Origin of the sequence: Bacillus sp. JAS24-2, assembly GCF_008274905.1 — a bacterium.
GTDB lineage: Bacteria > Bacillota > Bacilli > Bacillales > Bacillaceae_G > Bacillus_A > Bacillus_A cereus.
The window spans coordinates 2,440,118-2,465,775 of sequence record NZ_CP031068.1; the positions used below are offsets into that span (position 1 = coordinate 2,440,118).

Here is a 25,658-nt window from a genome sequence, read left to right on the forward strand (position 1 = left end):
TTTGATAGGAAAAATAGGAGCCGTCCTGTTTGAAGTGCACCCCAATTGTTAGACACGAAAGAAAATTGGAGGTGTACTTTTTTATGGTTAAATTTTCACCAGAAGAAAAGAAGCGTCCGATAAACGAACGCCCCAAACACAAGGAAGGTAAAATCATTCCTATTCGCATATTCTATTATAACCTTAAAACCCAATACATATTAATATAAGGTACACAATAGCAAAGGTAAACCATACTATGTAAAAGCTATGAAGCCTATGTATATGTGAAGTAAAAGTATATTGTCTTGTATTTGTATTAAAATTACTTAGTATTAGGAAGCATCCTTCTTCAGTATCTTCCTGGATAACAACATTTTGTGGTTGCTGATTTTATGAGACAAAATATTTTATATTACAGGGATTTTATTTTTTTGCTAATTTATTTAAGGTGTTTAAATCTTCTGCTAAGCGTTCTTGAGCTCTTTGGATTTCTTCAGATGTAAGGTCACCATTTTTCATTTTATATTCAAGCCATTCAATATAGCCATTTCCTTCAGTTGGGGTAGGACAAATGTTATCAGTGGTTTTACCTATTGATATAATTGTATTATACGATTTACTGTTATTATCTTCTAGCTCTTGAGCAAATAAATACAGATTTCCTAATTTATCCATAGATAAAGAATTATTATTAGAAAATGCAGCTTGTGAAGAAGAAAGGTCAACTTTCCATTTTAATGAACCATCAGGATTTAATACGTGTATCCCATCGTTTTTCACCCCAGTATAGATTATCCCGTTATTATCTAGAAGTGGTGAAAGAGTAACCAAGTCTTTAGTCGGGTATTTCCATTTGATAGATCCGTCTATGTTTAATGCGAATAAATTTTTAGTACCACCAACATATATTACTTTATCTTTTTGGGATATGATAGGAGTTCCGTATAAATTTTCATTTAAGTCCCATTCAGCTTGTATCGTCCCAGATGGGGAGACAACAAGTAGTTTTTCAGAAAGGGTAATATAAATTTCTCCGCTTAAACCTATAGAATAGTTACCTTTTATCTCTTCAGGCAGTTTAAGCTTCCATTTTTCTTCACCGTTATTTTTATGTGCATATATATAACTTCCAGTTAGGGTATAGATTGTTCCGTCAGCAGCAATTAAATTTCCTGTAGAATATAAAGTGCTTCTCCCTAACATACTATTAGATTTCCATTTAAGTGAACCATCAGGATTATATGCTTCTAAACTAGAACCATAAGTACTATAAACATAAATAGTCCCATCTTTTCCTATAGCAGGAGTTTGATAAAACCCTTTATTTTGAGACTTCCATTTAAGTGAACCGTCAGAATTTAACGCATACAAGGGGCCAGCAGAGAAATAGATAATATTATTTACACCAATAGATGCTGGGGATTTTATATTAGATTCTTGAGATGTATATTCCCATTTAAGTGAACCATTAGGGTTTAACGCATATAATTTGTGATTCATATTCCCAGCATAAATAGTTCCGTCATTTCCTATTACAGGTTGTCCTAGAAATGAATTCATACCAGTTATCCTATATTTCCATCTTATGTTATTTACATCCGTACCGTTATATGGTGAGTTGTTGGACCAATTATAAGCTAAAGGTTGATGTGCTCTAGAATCATATTCTCCTTGTTCATATTGAGAACCTTGTGGGAAAAAATTCTCGTATTTTTCTTTTTCGGCACTAATATTAGAAGAATGCGTAAAAGAAGTAATTAGTACCATTACTAAGCTTAGTAATATAAATTTTATTTTTTTCATTAATATACTCTCCTTTTTGTTTTAATTTTTACATTTTAACATTTTTATATAGAGATTTAAATAAGAGAGAAATTAATGAGAATTTTATTTTTTAACTGTACCGCAATTTTAATAAAAAAAGTGCTAACAAACTTGCTAACACCTATAAGAAATAGACATAAATTATCGCTGATATGTCTTCTTTGAAAATAGCTTTAATCAGTTAAATCACACTTATACGAAATGTTCATAAAAATCGTCTTAATATCTTGTTGTAAAAGATTCTTTAAAGCTGGATCTTGGGCGACACTGGCCATTACAGCAGATTTCTTCATACAAACGTTTTTAAAAGTTAACATTTCGTGTAATTCATTTATTTCATGAACGCCTTTTACTTTTTCCTCCAAGGTTTTCACGCCTCTTCTTTTTTGTTACAAAGGGAGATAGGAGTGAAGTAATCAAAGTAAACAAGTTCCGTTATGAAAGGAATCAATCATTCTTTCTCCTATTTCCCTCTGCCATATTATGAGGTTAAAACTAGAACTTATCCCTCGAAAATAAATTACCATAAAATGGTATATATATTTTTCTGTGATTCATAGCATATTAAAACCATAGGAGGTGAAACGATATGGCAAAAAATAATAGTAAAAGCCGTAATGAATTATTAGTTCAAGGTGCTGAGAATGCACTTGATCAAATGAAGTATGAGATTGCACAAGAGTTTGGTGTACAACTAGGTGCAGATACAACTTCTCGTGCAAATGGTTCTGTTGGTGGTGAAATTACAAAACGTCTTGTAGCTTTAGCAGAACAACAACTTAGCGGTGGAATTACTCGTTAATTTCATTTCAAACTAAGTGATTACAATTATCCAAATCAATTGAGCAATAGAACAATAAAGTAAATCCTTATAATAATTGCATTTGTACTCAAAGGTTGTGAATAAATTTCAGTAATAATCTTTGAGTATTTTGTTTTGCTTTCAAAGAACAGAGTATGGGAAGGCGTTTCTCATGAACAGCAAGCGAAATGTTGTACGAAGAAATATAATTCATAGTTTGTTACTCATATTGAAAAGCATATTTATGATGTTTTTTTTGAAAGGAAGGTATTTAAGAATGGGTATATTAAGTGGAAATCCTCAAAATGAACCTTTACATTATGGAGAAGTTTTTGATATTTGGAGTGCTCTTCTTACAGTGCAAGGTTCCATTGCCGGATATCAAGTATACATAAATCATACTGGTGATGAAGATTTAAAGAAATTCTTAGATAATTTAATTGAGAATGATATGAATTCAGAAGTAGAAGAATTAAAAGCTCTCTTAAAGGTAAATGGGGTCGCTTTACCACCTGCCCCTCCAGAACGACCGAATGCATCAATTGAAGATATTCCTCCTGGAGCACGCATTAATGATGCGGAAATTGCGGCTGCTGTTTCAGCAAGTTTAGCAGCAGGGCTTGTGACATGTAGTCAAGTGATGGGAAAATGTCTTCGAGAAGATGTAGGGATGCTATTTGGACAATTCCATATGAAAAAAGCACAGGCAGGTGTAGCTTTGCTACGTTTAAGTAAGAAAAAAGGATGGATAGTTTTACCTCCATTACATGTGAAAAACTCTGATCAAGCGTAATATAAAATAAAGAAGTGGCCTATGCCACTTCTTTATTTTTCTTTATTGGATAATTTCTCGGATTGGGATTTTTTTATTGTAGAAGAATCTATATATTCATCTGACATTTCCATAGCATAGTTATCATGGTGAATTTGATTATTTTCGCTTGATGTATCCTCTTCATGTAGTACTACCTTCTTCATATAAATATGGAAGAAAACTTCTATCCCACCTATAATCAAAGCAGCTACAAATGAAGAAAAACCAATATTACGAGTGAAATCTGAATTAGTTAATAGGTATGTTAGAAACCAGATTCCAACAAAGCTTAAGCCAAAATCTGCAATTGTAGCAATCATGTTTCCATACTTAGGTAAAATAAAGAGATCTCCGATTAAATAAGCAGCTCCTGTAAGGAGAAGAGAAATCAGTAATACCCTAGGGATTGAAATGTCTTGAAAAATACCAAGTATAATTAGTAATACTGCAGTAATAGCTGTGTATTTAATTAATAAGGCAACAATATGTTTCATTATTTTCCTCCATTATTTGAAAAGTATATAGAATGAAATATTTCATTAAAAACGGGTTATGCTTTTATAGAGCGTAACCCGTTTTACATTGTAATGGAGGCCTATTTATGATATCCCATGGCACGTATGTTATATTTCGTTCTCCTATACACTATTATTTTGAGCTTAAAGAGCATCAATTATACCTTTGAATTCGTGGTCGTAATTACCAATTAATTAACTATATATTTTATCATGTAATTTAACATATTAAAGAAAGAAGGAGGTGAATTAACATGTCAAACAATAACAGTGGAAGCAGCAACCAATTATTAGTACGTGGCGCTGAACAAGCTCTTGATCAAATGAAATATGAAATTGCTCAAGAATTTGGAGTGCAACTTGGTGCAGATGCAACAGCTGGTGCAAACGGATCTGTTGGTGGTGAAATTACAAAACGTCTTGTATCATTAGCTGAGCAACAACTTGGCGGTGGCGTTACTCGTTAATTTTATATACGAAATGGATATAGAGGAGAGGCATGCTGTCTCTCCTTTCTCATACATTTTTTTAGTAAATAAGCTTAGTAGCGTTAGAATTTTTTTAGATTTACAACTATAATTCGAATTTATTTTTTTAACTTTTAGACTGACGAGGTTTTAAATACATAATTAATTTTTGCGAAATAAAAGGATAAAAGATGAGAGGTTGTATTTGATTCGAAAGGAGCAGAAAAAATGAAATATGAAGCGTTATTTACAGTTGAGATTTCTGTAGGAAGTGAAAGAGTAGCAAATCACAAAATAAAGGCTCATGATGTCAATGATGTTGTTGAAAAGCTTGCTGAGAAGTATTTAAGTAATCATGAGGGACATTCTCGAAATGAATAAAGGAGAATAGTAATATGACCTGTCATGATGTTAATAATGAAACGAAAGAAAAAAAAGATTTAAAATGGTGGCAACTCTCACTTATTGGGATTGGTTGTACGATAGGGACGGGCTTTTTTTTAGGATCTAGTATAGGAATTAAAATAGGTGGTTCTTCAATTATTCTTATTCTTATTTTAACTGGATTCACTACATATATTGTATTTGAGGCATTGGCAAAAATGGCTGTAGAAGATCCACAAAAAGGATCTTTTCGCATTTATTCAAGAAAAGCTTTTGGAAATTGGGCGGGTTTTAGTCATGGATGGACATATTGGTGTTCTGAACTGCTTATTATGGGTAGCCAGTTAAGTGCGTTAGGAATCTTTTCACGCTACTGGTTTCCTAAAATACCATTATGGATATTTGCTACTATATATGGAGTAGCGGCTATATTAATTATTTTTATAGGGGTAAAGATATTCGAACGTTTAGAGAAATGGATGGCTATTATAAAGATCGCTGCTATTATGGGGTTTATTGTAATTGCTATTTTGGTTATTTTAGGATTTATAAAGGGTGGTTTATATAAAGCACAAATTCCGCGGAATTTTAAAGATTGGTTTCCAAATGGATTAAAAGGCACTTGGTCTTCTCTAATTTATGCATTTTATGCATTTGGAGGAATTGAAATTATGGGGTTAATGACAATAAGGCTTAAAGACCCTAAAGATGCAAAGAAATCAGGAAGAGTAATGTTAATGATTTTAACGATTATTTACGTAGTTTCTTTAGGGTTGGCAATTATGATGGTTCCATTAAACCAGTTTAATACGAAAGAAAGTCCTTTTGTAATAGCATTACAAGATTATAATTTGCCGTACGTGCCATTTATTTTAAATGTGGTATTAATTTTAGCGGGTTTTTCAACATTAGTTGGTTCATTATTTGCAGTTACAAGTGTATTAATGAATTTAGCTGAAGAGGGAGATGCACCTGCAATGTTTGCTAAAAAAAATAAAAAAAACATCTCTTTTCCAGCCTTAATTCTTATTATAATTGGACTTGGTGCTTCTATCCTTAGTGCTTTATTCCTACCCAAAAATATATATGAATATGTAACAACTGCAGCTGGATTAATGTTGTTATATACATGGAGTTTAATTCTTCTTTCATTTTGGAAATTAATGAATCCAAAAGGTTGGATGCAGATAAAAAGTATTATTGGTCTTATTATGATTGCATTAGCTGTTAGTGGAACATTATTGCAAAAAACAACCCGTTTCGGTTTCCTAGTGAGTTTGTTGTTTTTAGGAATAGTTATTCTTGTTACTATAATTGTTCATTTTATCTCAAGAAAAAGAAATACAGCTATATGAAGTATCTTTCTTTTCACAATAGGAATAGTATGTCAGAAATAAATAATAGAAGTTATTGAAAAATAATTTGGTAAGTTTGAAAACCAAAATATAATCCATAAATAATAAGTGATATGCCAGATACTGCCGTTATAAGAGACAATATACGAGCATTCAAAATTTTCCGAAACATACTAGATGTACTTGCCATCGTAATATCCCATATAAAAATACCTAAAATAATCCCTAAGCTATATAACAAAAGCTGCTCTTTATTATAAGAAGAAGCGGCTTTTGCTAATATCGAGCCGAAAATGCCAAGCCAAAATAGGATTGTTAATGGATTAGATAAAGACATAAAGAAACCAGAAAAGAAGCTTTTAATAATTGAATCGTCATTTCTAGTATTACTAATGCTAATTTGTTTCGCGTTTTTTAAACTTTCGATGCCTGTATAGATTAAAACAAAAGCTCCGAAAGACCATAAGAAAAGTTTTATAATATCTTTTTCAAGGAAATGAATTACCCCTAAATAAATAAGTGCCATGTAGATAACATCTGCAAGTAAGGCTCCTATGCCGAGAATCCAAGCGTGAAAAAAACCACTTCTAATACCCTTTTCTAACTGTGCAGCATTTATAGGCCCCATTGGAGCAGATAATGATAAACCCAAGAAAACATAGCTTAAAAATATCCCCACGTATAACATGCTCCTCCCACTAAATTTGATCTATATTAAATCTATTCAGTGGTTAAAGTTTGTACAACTAAATAATAAAAAGCAGAGGGGATTACTTATTTTTATGCAAGTATTTTATTATTCGAGAAAATGGACATTTTGATGGAATTGTCTCATCATCACGTAAAAAATATTGCTGCCATTCATAATTATCTTTTTGACCATAATCTTTGAGAGAAGGATGAATAGGAGCTTTATCATAAGCGGCTAGACGTTGGCGTATTAAGTTTTTTAGTTTTCTATTGCGTTTCTCAGAGCTCATAATCCCCTGTAAAACCCATCTAGGGGTTAAAGCGAGCATCATACATGAAAAATGTCTACTTTGTCTATTGACATGGGCGGGTGTAGCGCAGTAAACGAAATATGATTCATTATGAAAGCAAAATTCCCAAGTGTTTTCCATAGGGTCATTTGGAATGTGTGTAGGCCATTCCATCTCGTCCAAACGGCTAGTTGTATTAAGGAGAGACCAATAAATATGTTCAAAATCTTCAACTGTAGTTTCTCGCTCTAAATCTATTGGTGTATGAATAAAAACAATAAATGAGGCGTATTGACCTGTTTCTCTAGAACATTCAGTATATTCTTTAAGTAATGCAGCAAAATCCGCACTAGTACTCATATCTCTAGGATCACCAATGAATCCGTATCTGAGGTGATTGGCTGTAAAACCGTGTTGGGCTGGTATACAAGGGAAAGGTTTATTTTTATCTGTCATTTTCAATTTGAAAGAACGAAAAGCTTCTTGTTGCCAATGTGGAAGGTTAGTAAATTTTTTTTGTAAAGAGTCTTTATCATAAAGTATAGTCATCTTTTTATCCCTCCTAAGTCATAATATATAGCCTATTAATTACTTAAGAATGGGTGACTAACACAGCAAGAATAATTATTTTTCGATTTATTAAAATGAAATAATTTAATGGGTAACCCCTGCAACGAGTTACTTTAATATCTAATAATGTATAAATTTAAGTAACTATAAAATTTGAAAAAATATGTAGGTACAATGTTCACATTTATATTTTCTAACTAGTATGGTTTATAACGAAATAAGAAAGGATGTATTATGATGTGGATTTTTAAAGAAGAAAAAATTAAATTTATAGATTGTAAAGGCGAAGAAGTCATTTTGAAAATCAAAATTAAGGATATAAAAAAGTAGGGAAGAGGAATTAGGTCTATTTTATTGTGATTAACATAGAAAAATGGAAAGAAATGATAAATTAGGTTGAAATGAATTCATATAGTATAGGCCCTTTTTGAATTTTTTTGCATAATGTAGAATGAATGCATATTAAGGGGGAACATCTATGTCTTATCCTAATCAATTAGCTTGGCATGAAACATTGGATTTACATGAATTAGTAGCATTCCAAGCGAATGGTTTAATTAAATTAAAAAAATCAGTTAGAAATGTACCAGATCAAGCACTTCAATCGTTATATATTAAAGCTATAAATGCTATACAAAACAATTTACAAGAGTTAGTACAGTTTTATCCATATGCTCCTGGATTTCAATCGCAACATCGTGATGACACTGGATTTTACGCTGGAGATTTGCTTGGGTTAGCAAAGACATCTGTTCGAAATTATGCAATAGCGATTACTGAAACTGCAACACCGCGACTTAGAGAAGTTTTAACCCGTCAAATAAATGGTGCTATACAATTACACGCACAGGTTTTTAATTTTATGTATGAACGTGGTTACTATCCAGCTTATGATTTAAAGCAGCTATTAAAAAATGATGTGCAGAATGTGCAAAAGGCGATACAAATGCAATATTAAAATGGAGATATGGAAATTATCTTTAGAGGAAAACTATAGTTTATATAGGGTCAAATAGTTAAGACTAAATGGTAATTTCCATTGTTAACAAATTGATTAAATTCTACAAATATAAATTCATTCCAAAATATTTAAGAAATTATACAAAGACTATTTTAGAATGCGAGAATCCATATTTAAGAACTTGTTAGAGAATTACTTTTTAAATAGAAATAGATGTTTGTATAATACGTGGTGATGCTTGGTAAAAAAGTTATTATCGGGAATCTCGTGAACTAGAATTTTTAGTACAAGCTATAACGGATGTTTGTACATGTTTTAAACAGGAGAGTCATTCATTTTGAATTAACTTTGTTTAGTTTTCATTTGAAAAACAAACAAAAAATAAAAAAGTAGAAATAAAATATATAAATTCCAAACACTTGGAATTGTAGATATTCCGAAATAGATTCCTCCAGGTAATAACCAAATACTGCAAATTAAAATCAAAATATTTTCTCTTTTAACTATTGAAATGACCGCCCAAAAAGAGGGGAGTAATAACATGAAAAGAACCGTGATGAAAAATTCTTTATTAGATAGTTGATCGCTATACGGATTAAAATATAGAAATAATAGTGAAAGTAAAAAGATACTTATAGATGAAATCAATCCTACATAAACATGAATATTGTTTTTCATAATTAAGATTCTCCCCTCAATAACAATCTACTTATAATTCTATTTTCAAAAAAAAATTTTATGTAATTGTTCTATAAATAAAAAAGCAGTTAGCAAAAGCTAACTGCAGTGAGAAATTTACATCCATGAAATTAAGGAGTATAACTATCTCATGGGTTAAGTATAGTATGAACAAAAAAATTAAGCTTATACTAAAAAATTAAAAAGAGCAGTTATCTATATTAACTGCTCTAACAAACACTGCAACAAGGGATGTCTTTTGGGAAAAACACCTTGAATTTAGTATTAACGGAATATTGGTTTTTATTCGAGATAACTAAAACTTGATTTATTTGTAAAATCGATCTAAATAGCAGCTAGCTTTTGCTAGCTGCTTGGCTGATTCTTTAGGAAATAGGAGAAAAGATTATCTTCTCATTTATAGTATTGACGGAAGGTTTAGTTTTATTCAGGGCATAAATGAAAATTTGAGCTATTTATTTTTTAAGTTGCAAAATAATAGGAAAAGAAACAGGGTGATTTAGCTGGTAAGGATTATTTGTTTGTATCCGTGTATGTAATAGAAGAAATATAAAAAAGTGCTAACAAGTTTGCAAACGAACTTGCTAACACCTATACAGAATAGACATAAATTATCGCTGATATGTCATCTTCAAAAATAGCTTTAATCAATTAAATCATACTTATACGAAACACCTATAAAAATAGTCTTAATATCAAGAATATAATCATCCAGATATTCCTTTACTTTTAAGACGGAAACGAGGCATGATATTGATTTCTACCTCAGAGTTTGCGTCAAATAATAAAAAAATACGGTTTGTAAAACTAAAAATACAACAAGCTACAACCGGTATGAAATGGATTAAAATATTTAGAAATTTAAAAGATGATTTTCAAATAGGGGGAGAGGTGGATTTAGACCATATTCTCCAATATCCGAAAGATTATATTGTAGGGGAAAATAAAAGGGTGTTATTTCCATACAATGAGAGAATTTATAAAGTTCAAGGTACTAAAATAGAACCGGGTATAAAAGTAAAGGAAAGAGAGTATTTATTTAAAGAATTTCAGCGTAAATTCTCTTATTTCACAATACTTCCAGAATGTAAAAAGGTAGCAACAAATAACAAAAATGAATTATTTCCTTTATTTGCACCAAAAGGATTAGAGACATTAACATTAGAGGTTTGGTCTGAAAATATAGTGCTGGAAATAGAACAAGCATTACTTGATAGTGAAATTATTTTGACTAAAGTTGGTGAAAATACTTATGTATTGAATACAGATTTTCCAGTGTTATTAAAGGTTGTGAGATACAATATTGAAAAGGTGTTACAAAATCCATATAAAATGCAATATTGCCAAAAATATAAAACAAATCTTGTAGATGATGTTACGAAAGCTGTCTATGCTACCGCGGACGAGCGCAGTGATGCGACATTAGCATTAATCGCATTGAAAAATTGTGATGGACGAGAAAAAATTGATCCAAAACAAATCATTAGAGAGGGATTTGCACGAGCAAACCGTATTTCAACATTTATTAATTTATTTATAGGCCAAAGTGTATCGCGTAAAACAATTGTAAATAGTGTTTTTAGTTTATTAGAGCAAAAAGGATTTTTGAAGCGTAGTTGGAATAAGATAAATTTACCTTGTATATATGTTAATTTATCAATTGAACGAATATCGAAATTTGATTTCTTACCTATTCTTTCAAAAATAAAAGGAAAAGAAATTTTATATAAATTATATGGGAATACAGAATGGCAAACGATTGATTACGTATTATTAAATATAAATAAACATAATGCATTTTTACCACAACCATCAAAGAGAAATGATATGGGAGCTCTTTTTAAACAATATGTTTCCGAAACATTAATGGAAATTGTAAAATATGCAACAGAACAAAATGAACAAGTTTACTTCATTGTAGATGCAAATTTGAGAAGGTATTGGATAAAAAAGTTACAAAATAAAGAAATTAATACAGATATTTTACCTGATATTGTTCCAGAGGTGTTAAAGGTTCCAAATTTAAATATTATTAGAATAAATACAGGTTTTGATGTACCAAGTTACGGTGTAATAGAATGTGATGATGCTCTAGATAGCATTGGCTTATATGCAGATCAAAAAGGGATGTATTATAGCACTGGTGAATATTCACTTAATTGTAGTGGGATTTTTCAGCGATATATACTTGAAATTCTACCATTAGGTGTAAAACCTGTAGAAAGGGATTATATCGCTAAAATGATACATTACATGTGCTGTAATTCTAGTATGCTTTCGAAAAAGAATGTACACATGACATATTCCATGCATATGGAAAAGGTAATAAAGAGTTATATTACTGACATAGATGCAAGAGAGTTTAAAGAATTTGATGATGAATTGGATGTAGATGTAGTAAAAGTAGAAAAGAAAGATTCAATTATTCTACTTTAAATACTAGTAAACAAATCCTGCTCGTTATATCGATCAGGATTTGTCATTTTTTCATGTAAATAAGGATATCCTTTGTCAAGTATCTTTTCGTTTACATATTTACTTTATGTGCAGACAGGATTAATATGTTTTTTAGAAATACAAAAACTATTTCATATGGAAAAATGATTTTTATTAATTGAAAAAATTTGAAAGGAATGGGGAATTGTGAAGAAATTAGATGTGCTCTTAATGCTACTGAGCGGCCTCTTTCCAATTGCAGGACTTACAAAGCAAATCCCTCTAGAACAATCTATATATATTGGAGGGCTTTTATTTTTTACTAGTTTCGGTAGTTATTTTGCTAAAAAGATGTATTCACGTATATGCAGTTGGATAGCGTATGCGCCATTTATAACACTACTGTTAGTTATTTGGCATCAAGATATTTCAACAAGCTCAATCATAGCAAATGCGAAAATTGCTGCATGTGTCGCGTTAATTCCATGTTTATTCCGTTTTCGTACATATGGACTTACTTTGGGCTTATTCTCATTATGGGCCGCTTTACTATGGGATATAAAAGAAGTACAGTCGTTAGTCATACTTGAACGCATAACGAGTTTAATGACAAGCCATTATGTATATATATTACTATTAATTGGAGGACTTGTAATAGGAGGATTACTTGCGATGTTCATTCACCGCAAAGAGAAAGATAATAATAAAGAAAATATAAATCTACTTGGACCAAAAAAGAAACGCAAAAGATTATCATTTAAGATTCGTCTTCCAAGATTACCGAAATTAAAGATGAAACTATTTAAGTTTGGTGGGAAAGAATCTAAAAGTAAAATGCCAGAAAAAATCCATGAATATAAGTACGAAGAACCAGTTGCAACGTATGAAATGACAGAGAAAATAGATCCATACAAAGAAAATGCAGTTCAAGGTCAAACAAGGATGGAACGCCGAAGAAATAGGTATAATGCATAATGAAGTTTAATAACCCCGTAATGACTTATCTTAATATTGATAAATCATTACGGTTTTTTTATGTAATGAAATGAAGGTTGCTATTGCGGAGGGGAATAGCATATTTTATAGATAGGAACTAAAATAAGGGGAGGATAAAATGCTTATCATTACATATATATCTGCTTGCATATTATTCTTAGTTAGCTTTTTACATGTATATTGGGCTTTCGGAGGTAATTGGGGGACAAATAGTGTTATTCCAACTAAATCAGGGGAAAAGGCGTTTACACCTCGCGCCCGAATGACATTGTTCATTGCATTATTATTAAGTATGGCAGCAATAATTTTGTTGCAACAAGCAAATATTGTTCATTTTGCAGTTCCTAATGTTATTATTCAAGTCGGTTCCTGGATTTGTATGATTGTCTTTTCTATTAGAGTGATTGGTGAGTTTAACTATTTTGGTATCTTTAAACGACAAAAAGATACGCACTTTGCAAGAATGGATACCGGTTTATATATTCCACTTTGTGCATTTTTATCTTTATCTTTCCTATTAGCGATAATTTTGTGAGTGAATAATAGTAGTTTCTTTTCTCAACATATATGTAAACGTGAGAAATCTAAGAGTAAATAAAAAGGATGTAAGCGCCTTCTTGTCGAAATGTAAATTATTATGAAAGGCGGTGACACTATGAAGTATGTAAAAGTTAGTATGAATGGTGGAAGTGAACATAAATTCTCAATGACTTTAGATCGGTTTAAAGAACTTATTACTACAGAGAATGGGATATTAGAAAATAAATTAGTATGTATTGAAAATGTAATGATTAATCCTACTAATATATCTTCTGTAGTTGAAAAAATTGGTGTACCGGCTAAGTTTATGGAAGCTTAAAATGTTAGATAAAAAACATCCATTAGGGATGTTTTTTAATTTATAAATATGATAATCGTACAGTAAATATTTGAGTAGATTTTATAGCAATGACTATGCATATATTAAGTACCTGAACATGGTTCTTAATACATGCACGAAATAATAAGTACAAGCATATATTATATAGTAGGACAAGATCTTCGTGTCCTACTTAATACTCAGAAAAAACCTCTAATCACATAAGAGCATCCAATTGCAGGGTGCTCTTATTTTTTATGAAAATCTACTACGAGTCTTATTTTATAGTAGGATGCAATAATAAAGGGCTATTTTGAAATAGTGTTCTTTAGCCTTTAATGTTAAATTTATCTTTAACGTTAATAAATATTAAAAATAATATGATAGCAGAAATTAAGTTAGATAAGTAGAAATTTTGATGAAACAGTAGTTCGAAGATGACATAGAAAGTAACGAATAAGGCAATAGCAGGTAGTATGCAAATAAATATAAATCTCCAATTTTTTAAGTAATGTTTATAATTAGTAAGTACTTTCTCCATAAATATAGCTCCTATATTTTTGTTTTTATATAATTATACATTTAGATACAAAGATTTTCAAAGTAAAATATTTAGCAATTCAAAAATATAAGGAGAGCTTTTGTTGAAAATCCAGATTGCTGTAGCAATCTGGATTTGACTTTAAAGAACTATACTAAAATGATACACTATAATCTACGTTATTTTTGAAATGAATAGAGGGATTTGTGTGATAGATAAAATTAAAAATGCTGTAGAGGATATGTACGAAGATGAGGCTAAAGATTTACTTCAAAGTATTCTAATACAGTTAAACTTATTAGAAGAAAACTAAAGTGAAGATACAATTAAAAATTTGATGGATATTCCGAAACAATTAACGAGTAATCCTACTTATAAAAGGAATGTAAAAGAAAGTGCGCACGTACATATTGCTTTTGATGATTCAACGGCTGGTTGCTTAAAATATATGTTAAGTCAAGAAGAATTATTTGAAGAGAGTGTTGTTGCTTTTTCGGAATTCTTTTCAATTGGACCGATATATAGGTTGCATACGAATGAGGGGCAACTAGCAAGACAGAAGTGGTTAATAAATAACTTAACTGCTTATGATAGTTATTTTGAAGAAGAATATTTATCAAGATTTATAGCAACTATAGAAGAACTACATACTATTCCTGTTGAAACGCCTATTACAATTTGGAAGGCTGATAATGCACATGAACATGTAGGCCTAAGTTTTGTAATGGCACAATTAAAGGATAAGAAAAATATTCGAGTTATTAATACGTCTGAAGCAAGTAGAGAAATATTAAAACAAGAGTATGATATTCGTGGAACGGGAGAATTACCACCTGAAAGTTTAGCTCTATTCCAAAAAAGTTTTATAAAGCTACCTTATTTAACTGAAGAGAAGCGCATGAAGTTTGAAAATGAGTGGGATAGATTATCGGAAAGCATAGAATGTTTAAGAGTTTGGAAAGAAAATGAAGTGCATTCTGTACAGGAAGATTATTTTGATCAATTTATAATTGAATGCGCGAAAAGTGTGGGTGCTGATCGAGAGTTCCTTAAAGCTCCTAGAGTAATTGGTGAAGCACTTGGTCTTGTTGAACAGTTAGTTGGAGATACTTTCTTAGAATATCGCTTGAAACAATTAATTAAACAAGAAGTATTTGAATTTGAAGGTTCGTTAGATGAAATGCGTTTTTATAGTGTGAAGTTAAGGAAATAATAAACACATTCTATTTTTGAAAGGCTCGTATTTTTAATAATACGAGCTTTTTAAGTTGAATTTGGGCTATACATAAGCTTCCCAGAGAGGGCATATCACATATGAATGGTAAAGGTAATGAATGAAAAGAAGGTGATTTGTTAATATGTATAACCAACAAAATTATCCATATGATCAAGCGATGTATTATAATCCACATGACTACGGGTATGAACCTACAAATGAAGTGAGAGATATTGAACAAGAAGATTACAGACCAGATGATGCAGAAGATGCTCCAACGTCACCACCTCCGTCACAAGCGCCGTCGTTACCGTCTACATTTGCTTCTCCAGCACAACCAGGTAATATGAAATCATGGATGTGTAACTGTCTAGGAAGATGGGGCTATTTACGCTTACATCGTCCTGGTCCTTTCGGAAGAGATTTATGGTTCTTCCCGACTGAAGTGAGAAGAAATGGAGTGTCAGGTTACACGTGGCAAGGTGGTCGTCGTCGTAAAGTAAGTTATCGCTATCAACAAATTAGTAATTTTATGTGCTTCGCATAAAGAGAAGTGGGAGAGTGAAACGATTTTACTCTCTCACTTTTTTATTTTTCAATATACGAAGTAAGATTTTGATTAAAAATTTACAATTTTCACGTTTTTATTAGAGTATAATGCATATGTTGGGTTGATTTTCAAAAACAAATGAGAGTGAGGGAATACAATGTCAATGAAAAACAAAGTTGGGTTAAGCATAGAGGATGGCATTAATTTAGCTTCAGCTCAGTTTAAAGAAGATGCGTATGAAATTTATAAAGAATCGCGAAAAAAACAACCTATATTATTTGTAAACCAAGTTGAAATCGGTAAAGAATGGCTCATTACTAGATATGAAGATGCTCTGCCACTTTTAAAAGATAATCGTTTAAAAAAAGATTGGACAAATGTGTTTTCTCAAGATATAAAGAACATGTATCTTTCCGTTGATAATAGTGACCACTTAACAACACATATGCTAAATTCAGATCCACCTAACCACAGTCGTTTACGATCTTTAGTTCAAAAAGCTTTTACACCGAAGATGATTGCACAATTAGACAAAAGAATTGAGAAAATAGCAGATGATTTGATAAGTGATATAGAGCGAAAAGGTACATTAAATCTTGTGGATGATTATTCATTTCCATTACCGATTATTGTAATAAGTGAGATGCTCGGTATTCCAAAAGAAGATCAAGCGAAATTTAGAATTTGGTCTCATGCTGTTATTGCATCACCAGAAACACCTGAAGAAATAAAAGAGACCGAAAAACAACTATCTGAGTTTATTACATATCTTCAATATTTAGTTGATATTAAACGAAAAGAGCCAAAAGAAGACTTAGTGAGTGCTTTAATACTTGCAGAGAGTGAAGGGCATAAACTTAGCGCTCGGGAACTATATTCAATGATAATGCTATTAATTGTAGCAGGACACGAGACGACAGTGAATTTAATTACAAATACGGTATTAGCACTTCTTGAAAATCCAAATCAATTACAGTTATTAAAAGATAATCCAAAACTAATTGATTCGGCTATTGAGGAAGGATTGCGTTATTATTCTCCAGTTGAGGTTACAACTGCAAGATGGGCAGCGGAACCTTTTCAAATTCACGACCGAACAATCGAAAAAGGAGATATGGTTGTCATTGCCTTAGCTTCTGCAAATCGTGATGAAACTGTATTTGAAAACCCAGAAGTATTCGATATTACTCGGGAAAATAATCGTCATATTGCCTTTGGTCATGGTAGCCATTTCTGTTTAGGCGCTCCACTTGCGAGGTTAGAAGCAAAGATTGCTATTACTACTTTGTTTAATCGAATGCCTGAACTACAAATAAAAGGGAATCGTGAAGAAATTAAATGGCAAGGTAACTATTTAATGCGTTCTTTAGAGGAATTGCCTTTAACTTTCTAGAATAGTTAAAAGGAGACATGCATACATCGAAAATGATTTACATAGAGTATGTATGTGTTATTTAAATTCGAAACGGAAGGGTGAAAACATCCCAATGATCAACTAATTCTATTTGTAAGAGATCTTCGTTAAAAAACGAAATATTCTTCTGAATAGGGTTAGTCTGTACATTTATAGAAAAGGGATGTATTTCGCTCTGCGAATATATAGTCTTTTTATATGATTTGTGCTGCCTCCTGTTCAGAACATGAAATAGGAGGCTTTTTTATGTCGACAAATGTAGTAACGAAACAAAACAATGGGGTATCACAAGTATTAAAAAATCGGTTTGTTCAAGGGATTTTAGCATCAGCATTATTTTTACAAATAGGAATATGGGTTCGAAACTTTGCGGTATTACTATATGTAATGGAAATGACAAAAGGTGATGCTTTTGCTATTTCGATGATTTCAGTTGCTGAATTCGCTCCAATTTTTATTTTTTCATTTATTGGCGGTACTTTTGCTGATAGGTGGAAGCCAAAGAAGACAATGATATGGTGTGAAACGTTAAGTTCCATTTCAGTATTCGCTGTATTAATTACGCTTATGTTTGGAACGTGGAAAATTGTGTTTTTTGTGACACTCATCTCTGCAATCCTTTCACAGTTTTCACAACCATCTGGAATGAAGTTGTTTAAACAACATTTATCAACGGAACAAATTCAATTAGCAATGTCTATATATCAAACGATATTTGCAATATTTATGGTATTAGGACCAATACTAGGGACATTTATCTTTCATAGTTTTGGAATTTATATTTCAATCATCATAACAGGTATTTCGTTTTTACTTGCGGCAGTTGTATTGTTATTCCTTCCGAAAGATCTTGAAAACGACGTAGAAAAGAAGGATATCACTCTGTTGCAGGAGATGAAGGATGGTATTAAGTATGTCAAAAAGAAAAAAGCATTAACTTTGCTAGGGCTTTGTTTTATGGCTGCAGGACTAGGTATAGGATTAATTCAGCCATTAGGTATATTTATTGTGACTGAGCAGTTAGGATTATCAAAAGAGAGTTTACAGTGGCTACTAACAGTAAATGGTGCGGGAATGATTGTTGGCGGAGTATTAGCAATGGTATTTGCGAAAAACGTTGCTCCGCAAAAGATGTTAATTATCGGTATGCTTGGTCAAGCAATTGGTATTGGCATTATAGGATATTCTACAAATTTATGGGTGACACTTACAGCGCAGCTTTTTAGTGGTTTAGCTCTTCCTTGTATCCAAATTGGTATTAATACGCTTATTATTCAAAATAGCGATACCGATTTTATAGGTCGTGTAAATGGTATTTTAAGTCCGCTTTTTACCGGTTCAATGGTAGTAACGATGAGTATAGCTGGCTCATTAAAAGAGATGTTTTCATTAAGTATGATGTATGAAGGGACGGCTTTACTTTTTATAATTGGATTATTGTTTATTTTACCTATATACAATTTAAAGCCAGTAATAGCGGTAGAAAGTGAAATAAGTGGTAAAGGAAGTGCTATACAAAATGAATCCTAATCCCAATGTTAAATACCCTATTGAAGGCAATCAAAACGTTCAATTTATAAAAAATATAATAACAAAACCTAATATACTTGTTGGTGACTATTCTTATTATGATGCGAAAGATGGAGAAACATTTGAAGATCGAGTATTACATCATTATGAATTTCTTGGAGATCGCCTTACTATTGGAAAGTTTTGTTGTATTGCATCTGGAGTTAACTTTATTATGAACGGAGCCAATCATCGGATGGATGGATTTTCGGCATATCCATTTAATATATTTGGAAATGGGTGGGAGAAGTATACACCTAGTTTGTCTGATTTACCTTATAAAGGTGATACAGTTATAGGAAATGACGTTTGGATTGGTATGGATACAACAATTATGCCCGGAATAAAAATAGGGGATGGTGCAATCATTGCAGCTAAATCTGTTGTGACTAGAGACGTCGCACCATATACAATTGTTGGTGGAAACCCTGCAAATAAAATAAAAGAGAGATTTTCAAATGAAATAATTCAAGAATTATTGCAAATTCAATGGTGGCATTTTGATATTGAAAAAATAACTGGAAATATTGATGCTATTGTACGCGGAGATATTGAACCATTAAGAAAGCTAAAAAGGGAATGAAAAATGGATGACAAATAGTATCATACCTCCGAATTTTGTTAATGATAATAGAACAAGGAGGTGTGATACTATGGCACAAGACGTTTTATGTGAAGTAAACAACTGTAAATTTTGGGCGAACGGTAATAAATGTAGTGCAGAGGCAATTTACGTAGTAAGTCATAAAGGTAAACATGCATCTACAACGGAAGAAACAGATTGCAAAACATTTGATCCAGAAGTGTAAATTCTTTAAGGGTAGCCAAATCGTGGTTGCCCTTTTATTAATGATAGTATTGATAATAAATATCATTTTCATTCATTAATTTTAGCTTTTTTTGTTATTTTTTCATATTTTCTTCATAAGTGATATAATCCAACTCAATTCATGTTCAATTCGTGATTTACTAAATTCAATGACTTCAGTAATAAAGGCTGAGGTAACCTCTAGAGACTGAATAGCGGTAAGTTGACTATGTAGTACGTTTTGACGTACAGTCAAAATCTCTTTTCTAGCTTCATATTCAAGTTTTTCAAATAGCGCGATACGAACAAGAAATTCTGCATTATTTGTCGCAAGTTTTTCGGGAAACTCTCGTAACATTTCAGAAAAAATTTCTTCTCCTGTTTCTGTTATATCGTACATATTTCGGTTTGGTTTTCCAACTTGTTTATGTATTTTTTTCGTTATAGCACCCATATTTTCAAAGCGCCGAAGGGCAGGGTAAAGCATGTTGTGATTTAATTCAAAATTCTCACCTAAACGATTTTGAACATTTTTTTTGATTTCATATCCATGTTTTGGTCCGGTCGTTAATTCTGCTAGTAGTAAAATATCAACGTACATAAAAATCCCCCTTATATATTTCTCAAGTTCTTTAATGAAAAATCGCCTTTAGTATATGTTAAAATAACATATGATAGTTTATACAACTTTGAACTGCCGACCTATCACTTTTATTGTAAAAGAAAAGGGAGGAAAGAACTATGGCTTCACCTGAAAATGTTATTTTAGTTCATGAAATTTCAAAGCTAAAAACAAAAGAAGAATTATGGAATCCATATGAATGGTATCGTTTGATGAGGGATAATCACCCAGTTCATTATGATGAAGAGCAGGATGTATGGAATGTTTTTTTATATGATGATGTAAATCGTGTTTTATCAGATTATCGCTTATTTTCAAGTAGAAGGGAGCGCAGACAATTCTCAATCCCTCCTTTAGAAACTAGAATAAATATAAACTCTACAGATCCACCAGAACATCGCAATGTACGTTCCATTGTTTCTAAGGCATTTACTCCAAGAAGTTTAGAACAGTGGAAACCTCGAATACAGGCTATCGCAGATGAACTTGTACAACATATCGAAAAATGTAGTGAAGTTAATATCGTTGAACAGTTTGCTGCACCTTTACCTGTTACCGTTATTTCTGATTTATTAGGAGTCCCAACAACAGATCGTAAAAAAATTAAAGAATGGTCTGATATTTTATTTATGCCGTATAGTAAAGAAAAGTTTAATGATCTGGATGCTGAGAAAGGGATAGCATTAAATGAATTCAAAGCATACCTTCTACCGATTGTTCAGGAAAAGAGATATCATTTAACCGATGATATCATTTCTGATTTAATTCGAGCTGAATATGAAGGCGAAAGATTAACCGATGAAGAAATTGTAACCTTTTCATTAGGTTTACTAGCAGCTGGGAATGAAACCACTACAAATTTAATTATTAATAGCTTTTATTGCTTTTTAGTAGATTCACCTGGAATTTATGAAGAGTTAAGAAAAGAACCTAACTTAATTTCAAAAGCGATTGAGGAAGTATTACGCTATCGCTTTCCTGTTACATTAGCCCGGAGGATTACAGAGGATACAAATATATTTGGTTCTTTAATGAAAAAGGATCAGATGATTGTTGCGTGGGTTAGTGCAGCGAATTTAGACGAGAAAAAATTTTCACAAGCCTCTCAATTTAATGTACATCGAACAGGAAATGAAAAGCATTTAACCTTTGGGAAAGGTCCTCACTTTTGCTTAGGAGCACCACTTGCACGTTTAGAGGCTGAGATTGCATTAACTACCTTTATAAATGCTTTTGAAAAAATAGAGCTATCTCCATCTTTCTGTTTAGAAAAATGTATATTGGAAAATGAACAAACATTAAAATACTTACCTATTCGATTGAAAGCTAAATAAAAATCTTAACAAGGTGCATACATTTGCATCTTGTTTTTTGTTTCTCAATTGTGAGTTTTCGGTAATCACCTTAATATGGAATTGTATAAAACGTAGAGGAGGATTCTTATGTTGACTTGTAATGGAAGTAAATCATTTCAAAAGTTTATTAAAGGTGTTACAGATCTTATGGAAAACGGTTTATTTGAAGAAGAAATAGTGTGTGGCATTGAAAAGTTACTAGAAGAACTTTTAGAAAAGAAAACATGGCTTCCGTTAGATAAACAGAAGGCCAATTTGACTCAATATGCACGACATTTATTGTATGAAGATCCGCTCAAACGTTTTGAAGTACTAGCTCTCGTATGGAAAGATGGACAATCTACACCTTTACATGATCATGACGGCACATGGGGAGTAGAAGGCGTTTTTTCAGGAAGGATTATGGTGCAGAACTTTATACAAACGAAACAACTTGGAAATTCACTTGTTTATTTAACACATACAGGAAATCTTTATTTGGGAGAAGGAGAAACAGATAAAGTAATTCCACCAGCGGATTGTCATATTCTTGAAATTAGCAAAAATGAAAGCGTTATTACGATTCATGTCTATGGAAAACGGTTAGAAAAGTTTAAAGTATATATCCCAACTGAAGAAAAAAATGTGTACATGTGTGAGACAAAATACATTAGTTATAATTCATAGTTTAAAATCCAAAGCTTTTTTAAAAAGAAAAGCTTTGGATTTTATTTTTAATTATTTCTTGACCTGAAACGCTTTTCATAAATTATAAATAAGAAGTACCTCACGAGGATTGTATGAAAACGATACCTAATAATTAATTAGAACTCGTGTATTTATAGAAAGTGGTGAAGAAATAATGAAATTAATCGCAATTGATTTAGATGGAACTCTTCTTTCGGGGAATAAAATGATAAGTAAAGAAAATGCAGAAGCAATTCGAACATGTCAAGAAGCTGGCCATGTTGTAGCAATTTGTACAGGACGTTCAATTGTTGACATTGAGCGATTATTGTTAGAAGTTGATTTAGAGTGTCCAATCATTGCGGAAAATGGTGCTCTTATATATAAAGATAAAAAAATGATGAAGAGATATCCAATTCAAAATATGCAGGCACTTGAAATTGTAGAATATCTTGAAGAGAATGGTTTATATTATCAGCTCTATACTGATAAAGGTGTGTATGTACCGGATTATGGAGTAGAGAGTGTACGTAATGAAATTGAGCATGTGAAGAATTCAAAAGAAAATTTCGACTTGAAAGAGTTAGAAACAATCGCAGCATTATATCTTGAGCATACAGCGTTTCATAGTGCGGAAAGTTGTAAACCAATTGTAGAAACAGATATACATGTGCATAAACTATTACCATTTTCTTATGAAATTGAGAAATTAAAAAAACTCAAAGAAACATTTCTTCATAATACAGATTTAGCAATTACATCTTCATATTGGCACAATTTAGAGATTAATCATCGAGATGCTCAAAAAGGGAATGGATTATATACTTTAGCAGAACATCTTAATATTCCGGTTGAAAACACTGTAGCGATAGGTGATGGGCTAAACGATGTTTCTATGATGGAAAAAGCGAACATATCAATTGCAATGGGGAATGCAGTAGAAGAAATAAAAGCAATGTGTAAATACGAAACGTTATCAAATGAAGAACATGGTGTGGCACATGCTTTATATAAATATGTAATGTAATTAAAAAAGAAAAAAGAATCCAAATGGATTCTTTTTTCTTTTTTATTAGGGGTAAGGTATTCTATGAGATTCATAGAAGCCTTATTACATTTTATTATATAGAATATATTGGAATAAATGTTTATATTTTTCATAAAAATTGTGAATATTTTATGAACTTTATACTTATTGCATGTTTATACCGCTATTAGTAACGTGTATGACTCTCAAGTGAAAATTCAGTGAATGTAAGGAGGAATTCAAGTTACTAGACAATAAGTGAGGAATCAACGAAATATATACTAATTAAAGGTATATTCAGTATATATATTCTTTTCTTATTTTAATTGAAAAATAAAATTTGTTCGAATAATTATTCTACAGCTATATACCTACACTAGCTTTCTTCGTATAATGGAGAAGTATGAATTTTAGATTTGTATTAATTTTACATATTGAGGTGAAAAAGGAATGAATTCGCGGCTAATGGAACTTATTGATGTGAGTACAATAGAAACCATGGCAGAACAATTTTATAAATTAACTAATATATCACATCAACTTCTTGATGCTGAAAAAGAATGTGTTTTTTCATTCGGAATGAATGAGATAAAAAAGAGTAAACTTCCAAAGATTGAAATCCCCATTTTCTTATACAATCAACATTTAGGATCTTTTGTTGTATGGTCCAAAAAAAGTGAAATTTTCAGTTGTCAAAAATACTTTGAAATGCTCTCAAGTTTAATTTTAGATGGCGCAATAAAAGTATTTCAAAGTAAAAGTACAACGTTGCTTTCTCGGAAAGAGGAGGAACTACATACGATTTTACAAAACATGCCTGTTATGGTCGATGCGCTTGATTGTAATGGAGATTTTGTTTTGTGGAATCGAGAATGTGAAATTGTAACAGGTTATACCGCTGAAGAAATAATTGGAAATCCAAATGCACTGCAATTATTGTATCCTGATTATAATTATCGCCATCAAATACAAAAGAAATTTTTAACTTGTGGAAAAAATTTCAGAGATTGGGAAATGCACTTAACATGTAAAAATGGTGAAATCAAAACAATAATGTGGTCGAATATATCAGAACAGTTTCCTGTAACAGGATATAGTTATTGGGCTGTTGGTGTAGATATTACACATTTAAAAGCGATAGAAGAGCAGTTAAAACAACAAACATCTGAACTGGAATTAATTTTTAAAGCTTTACCAGATTTATGTTTCTTAACAGAAGATGATGGCACAATTATAGATTACAAGGCAGGATCTCCTACAAAGTTTTACGTACCCGCAGAAGCTTTTATGGGAAAAAAGTTTTACGAAGTATTACCATCTTCAGTAGCACAGCAGTTTCAGGAAGCCATTAATCAAGTGAAGGAAAAAGGAACGAATGTAATTGTAGAATATCCACTCACACTTAATGGAAGTATTGATTTCTTTGAGGCTAGGTGCTTACCATTATTACATGATAAAATTATGATTATTGTACGCGATATTACAGAGAGAAAAAAGACAGAAGAATTGCTAAATAAATCAGATACGCTTGCAGCAATTGGTCAATTAGCAGCTGGCGTGGCTCATGAAGTAAGAAATCCTTTAACTGTAATTAAAGGTTTTATACAGTTATTTCAAATTAATAAAGAAGATCAAGAAAAATATTTTGATCTTATGCTCTCTGAAATTGAAAGGATAGAAGCGATCCTGCAAGAATTTCTGGCAATTGCTAAAACAGATGAGATAAATACAGAAAAGAAAAATATTTATCAAATTTTTAAAAATGTCGTATCGTTAATGAATACAAAAGCAATTATGACAAATATTCAAGTTGAACTATTTACGGATGACAAAGATATAATTATTGAATGCTCAGAAAATCAATTGAAACAAGTATTTATTAATATTTTGCAAAATTCAATCGAAGCTATGCCAAATGGTGGGGAAATTTCAATTCACATAAAAGAAATAAATGATGATGGTGTCATCATTCATGTAATAGATGAAGGAATAGGAATACCTGAAGAAAGAATTAAGAGATTAGGTGAACCTTTTTATAGTACGAAAGAAAAAGGGACTGGTATTGGATTAATGTTAAGTTATAAAATTATTGAAAGTCATCAAGGGACAATTAGTATCATGAGCGAGGTTGGTGTCGGGACAACAGTAACTATTTACTTACCGAAAGTACTAAGTAAACAATCTCTTTCTAATTGTGACGACAAATGTATAGCAATACGCACTAGTAGTAATTCTTAAATCAATTA

27 protein-coding genes and 1 pseudogene are annotated in these 25,658 nt (G+C 31.4%); 20 read left to right on the plus strand and 8 right to left on the minus strand.

Features of this window, described 5'->3' with window-relative positions:
• Window positions 1–405: 405 nt before the first annotated feature.
• Together DN407_RS12630 and DN407_RS12635 are read right to left on the minus strand one after the other, a co-directional pair.
• A complete protein-coding gene (locus DN407_RS12630) occupies window positions 406–1,785 on the minus strand; it encodes an outer membrane protein assembly factor BamB family protein (RefSeq protein WP_149216329.1) in 1,380 nt (459 codons plus the stop codon).
• Between the two features lie 194 nt (window positions 1,786–1,979).
• On the minus strand, window positions 1,980–2,171 hold the full coding sequence (locus tag DN407_RS12635) for a spore coat protein (protein WP_149216330.1): 192 nt from the start codon (window positions 2,169–2,171) through the stop codon (window positions 1,980–1,982).
• 224 nt (window positions 2,172–2,395) lie between these two features.
• Between DN407_RS12635 and DN407_RS12640 the strand changes: the two genes are divergently transcribed.
• Together DN407_RS12640 and DN407_RS12645 are read left to right on the plus strand one after the other, a co-directional pair.
• Complete coding sequence (locus DN407_RS12640) at window positions 2,396–2,608, plus strand: alpha/beta-type small acid-soluble spore protein (RefSeq protein WP_149216331.1); 213 nt, start codon at window positions 2,396–2,398, stop codon at window positions 2,606–2,608.
• Between the two features lie 277 nt (window positions 2,609–2,885).
• Window positions 2,886–3,401: a DUF3231 family protein gene (locus tag DN407_RS12645; protein WP_149216332.1), complete on the plus strand. Its 516-nt coding sequence runs from the start codon at window positions 2,886–2,888 to the stop codon at window positions 3,399–3,401.
• A 32-nt stretch (window positions 3,402–3,433) separates the two neighbouring features.
• Here DN407_RS12645 and DN407_RS12650 read toward each other — a convergent pair whose 3' ends face one another.
• Window positions 3,434–3,916 (minus strand): YndM family protein, encoded by a 483-nt coding sequence (locus DN407_RS12650; protein WP_149216333.1) that lies wholly within the window; start codon window positions 3,914–3,916, stop codon window positions 3,434–3,436.
• A gap of 275 nt (window positions 3,917–4,191) precedes the next feature.
• Between DN407_RS12650 and DN407_RS12655 the strand changes: the two genes are divergently transcribed.
• The 3 genes from DN407_RS12655 (at window position 4,192) to DN407_RS12660 (ending at window position 6,143) form a co-directional block, all read left to right on the plus strand.
• Window positions 4,192–4,404, plus strand: coding sequence for an alpha/beta-type small acid-soluble spore protein (locus DN407_RS12655; RefSeq protein ID WP_149216334.1), 213 nt, complete (start codon window positions 4,192–4,194; stop codon window positions 4,402–4,404).
• A 228-nt stretch (window positions 4,405–4,632) separates the two neighbouring features.
• Window positions 4,633–4,785, plus strand: coding sequence for a hypothetical protein (locus DN407_RS31630; RefSeq protein WP_170962689.1), 153 nt, complete (start codon window positions 4,633–4,635; stop codon window positions 4,783–4,785).
• Between the two features lie 14 nt (window positions 4,786–4,799).
• Complete coding sequence (locus tag DN407_RS12660) at window positions 4,800–6,143, plus strand: amino acid permease (RefSeq protein WP_118414568.1); 1,344 nt, start codon at window positions 4,800–4,802, stop codon at window positions 6,141–6,143.
• Between the two features lie 52 nt (window positions 6,144–6,195).
• Here the strand turns inward: DN407_RS12660 and DN407_RS12665 are convergent, their stop codons facing one another.
• Both DN407_RS12665 and DN407_RS12670 read right to left on the minus strand, forming a co-directional pair.
• Window positions 6,196–6,822: a LysE family transporter gene (locus tag DN407_RS12665; protein ID WP_149216335.1), complete on the minus strand. Its 627-nt coding sequence runs from the start codon at window positions 6,820–6,822 to the stop codon at window positions 6,196–6,198.
• A gap of 91 nt (window positions 6,823–6,913) precedes the next feature.
• A complete protein-coding gene (locus DN407_RS12670) occupies window positions 6,914–7,672 on the minus strand; it encodes a YqcI/YcgG family protein (RefSeq protein ID WP_149216336.1) in 759 nt (252 codons plus the stop codon).
• Window positions 7,673–8,171: 499 nt separating this feature from the next.
• Here DN407_RS12670 and cotF point away from each other — a divergent pair, with 499 nt between their 5' ends.
• Complete coding sequence (cotF, locus tag DN407_RS12675; protein ID WP_065484273.1) at window positions 8,172–8,651, plus strand: spore coat protein CotF; 480 nt, start codon at window positions 8,172–8,174, stop codon at window positions 8,649–8,651.
• Between the two features lie 345 nt (window positions 8,652–8,996).
• Here the strand turns inward: cotF and DN407_RS12680 are convergent, their stop codons facing one another.
• Window positions 8,997–9,332: a hypothetical protein gene (locus tag DN407_RS12680; RefSeq protein WP_069604806.1), complete on the minus strand. Its 336-nt coding sequence runs from the start codon at window positions 9,330–9,332 to the stop codon at window positions 8,997–8,999.
• 774 nt (window positions 9,333–10,106) lie between these two features.
• On the opposite strand from DN407_RS12680, the gene DN407_RS12685 reads away from it, so the two are divergent.
• From DN407_RS12685 to DN407_RS12700, 4 genes are all read left to right on the plus strand, one after another.
• A complete protein-coding gene (locus DN407_RS12685; RefSeq protein WP_149216337.1) occupies window positions 10,107–11,789 on the plus strand; it encodes an RNaseH domain-containing protein in 1,683 nt (560 codons plus the stop codon).
• A gap of 207 nt (window positions 11,790–11,996) precedes the next feature.
• Window positions 11,997–12,764 carry a DUF3959 family protein gene (locus DN407_RS12690; RefSeq protein WP_000732183.1) on the plus strand — a complete coding sequence of 256 codons (768 nt, stop codon included), beginning with the start codon at window positions 11,997–11,999 and terminating at the stop codon, window positions 12,762–12,764.
• 139 nt (window positions 12,765–12,903) lie between these two features.
• A complete protein-coding gene (locus DN407_RS12695) occupies window positions 12,904–13,320 on the plus strand; it encodes a DUF3995 domain-containing protein (RefSeq protein ID WP_000905575.1) in 417 nt (138 codons plus the stop codon).
• 120 nt (window positions 13,321–13,440) lie between these two features.
• Window positions 13,441–13,644 (plus strand): hypothetical protein, encoded by a 204-nt coding sequence (locus DN407_RS12700; protein ID WP_000878372.1) that lies wholly within the window; start codon window positions 13,441–13,443, stop codon window positions 13,642–13,644.
• 328 nt (window positions 13,645–13,972) lie between these two features.
• On the opposite strand, the gene DN407_RS12705 is transcribed toward DN407_RS12700, so the two are convergent.
• Window positions 13,973–14,185 carry a hypothetical protein gene (locus DN407_RS12705; protein ID WP_000416828.1) on the minus strand — a complete coding sequence of 71 codons (213 nt, stop codon included), beginning with the start codon at window positions 14,183–14,185 and terminating at the stop codon, window positions 13,973–13,975.
• 190 nt (window positions 14,186–14,375) lie between these two features.
• Between DN407_RS12705 and DN407_RS12710 the strand changes: the two are divergent.
• From DN407_RS12710 to DN407_RS12740, 6 genes and pseudogenes are all read left to right on the plus strand, one after another.
• A pseudogene (locus tag DN407_RS12710) lies at window positions 14,376–15,398 on the plus strand (DUF1835 domain-containing protein).
• A 145-nt stretch (window positions 15,399–15,543) separates the two neighbouring features.
• Entirely contained in the window at window positions 15,544–15,948 is a 405-nt protein-coding gene (locus DN407_RS12715; RefSeq protein WP_000282680.1) for a hypothetical protein, read from the plus strand.
• Window positions 15,949–16,108: 160 nt separating this feature from the next.
• The gene (locus tag DN407_RS12720) at window positions 16,109–17,344 is read left to right on the plus strand and encodes a cytochrome P450 family protein (protein WP_000062125.1); all 1,236 of its coding nucleotides are present in this window, start codon (window positions 16,109–16,111) and stop codon (window positions 17,342–17,344) included.
• A gap of 267 nt (window positions 17,345–17,611) precedes the next feature.
• Window positions 17,612–18,895 (plus strand): MFS transporter, encoded by a 1,284-nt coding sequence (locus DN407_RS12730; RefSeq protein ID WP_000106400.1) that lies wholly within the window; start codon window positions 17,612–17,614, stop codon window positions 18,893–18,895.
• Window positions 18,885–19,517, plus strand: a complete 633-nt coding sequence (locus DN407_RS12735; protein WP_001069249.1) for a Vat family streptogramin A O-acetyltransferase — start codon at window positions 18,885–18,887, stop codon at window positions 19,515–19,517. The genes DN407_RS12730 and DN407_RS12735 overlap by 11 nt, the downstream gene beginning before the upstream one ends.
• Before the next feature lie 70 nt (window positions 19,518–19,587).
• Window positions 19,588–19,743, plus strand: a complete 156-nt coding sequence (locus tag DN407_RS12740; protein ID WP_000046095.1) for a DUF1540 domain-containing protein — start codon at window positions 19,588–19,590, stop codon at window positions 19,741–19,743.
• Window positions 19,744–19,845: 102 nt separating this feature from the next.
• Here DN407_RS12740 and DN407_RS12745 read toward each other — a convergent pair whose 3' ends face one another.
• Window positions 19,846–20,343: a PadR family transcriptional regulator gene (locus DN407_RS12745; RefSeq protein ID WP_149216338.1), complete on the minus strand. Its 498-nt coding sequence runs from the start codon at window positions 20,341–20,343 to the stop codon at window positions 19,846–19,848.
• 140 nt (window positions 20,344–20,483) lie between these two features.
• Here DN407_RS12745 and DN407_RS12750 point away from each other — a divergent pair, with 140 nt between their 5' ends.
• The 4 genes from DN407_RS12750 to DN407_RS12765 all read left to right on the plus strand — a co-directional run bounded on the left by DN407_RS12750 (window position 20,484) and on the right by DN407_RS12765 (window position 25,650).
• Window positions 20,484–21,698 (plus strand): cytochrome P450, encoded by a 1,215-nt coding sequence (locus DN407_RS12750; protein WP_000168014.1) that lies wholly within the window; start codon window positions 20,484–20,486, stop codon window positions 21,696–21,698.
• Window positions 21,699–21,806: 108 nt separating this feature from the next.
• A complete protein-coding gene (locus DN407_RS12755) occupies window positions 21,807–22,385 on the plus strand; it encodes a cysteine dioxygenase family protein (RefSeq protein WP_000954437.1) in 579 nt (192 codons plus the stop codon).
• Window positions 22,386–22,560: 175 nt separating this feature from the next.
• The gene (locus DN407_RS12760) at window positions 22,561–23,412 is read left to right on the plus strand and encodes a Cof-type HAD-IIB family hydrolase (protein ID WP_000766385.1); all 852 of its coding nucleotides are present in this window, start codon (window positions 22,561–22,563) and stop codon (window positions 23,410–23,412) included.
• A 450-nt stretch (window positions 23,413–23,862) separates the two neighbouring features.
• A complete protein-coding gene (locus DN407_RS12765; RefSeq protein WP_149216339.1) occupies window positions 23,863–25,650 on the plus strand; it encodes a PAS domain-containing sensor histidine kinase in 1,788 nt (595 codons plus the stop codon).
• Window positions 25,651–25,658 lie beyond the last annotated feature (8 nt).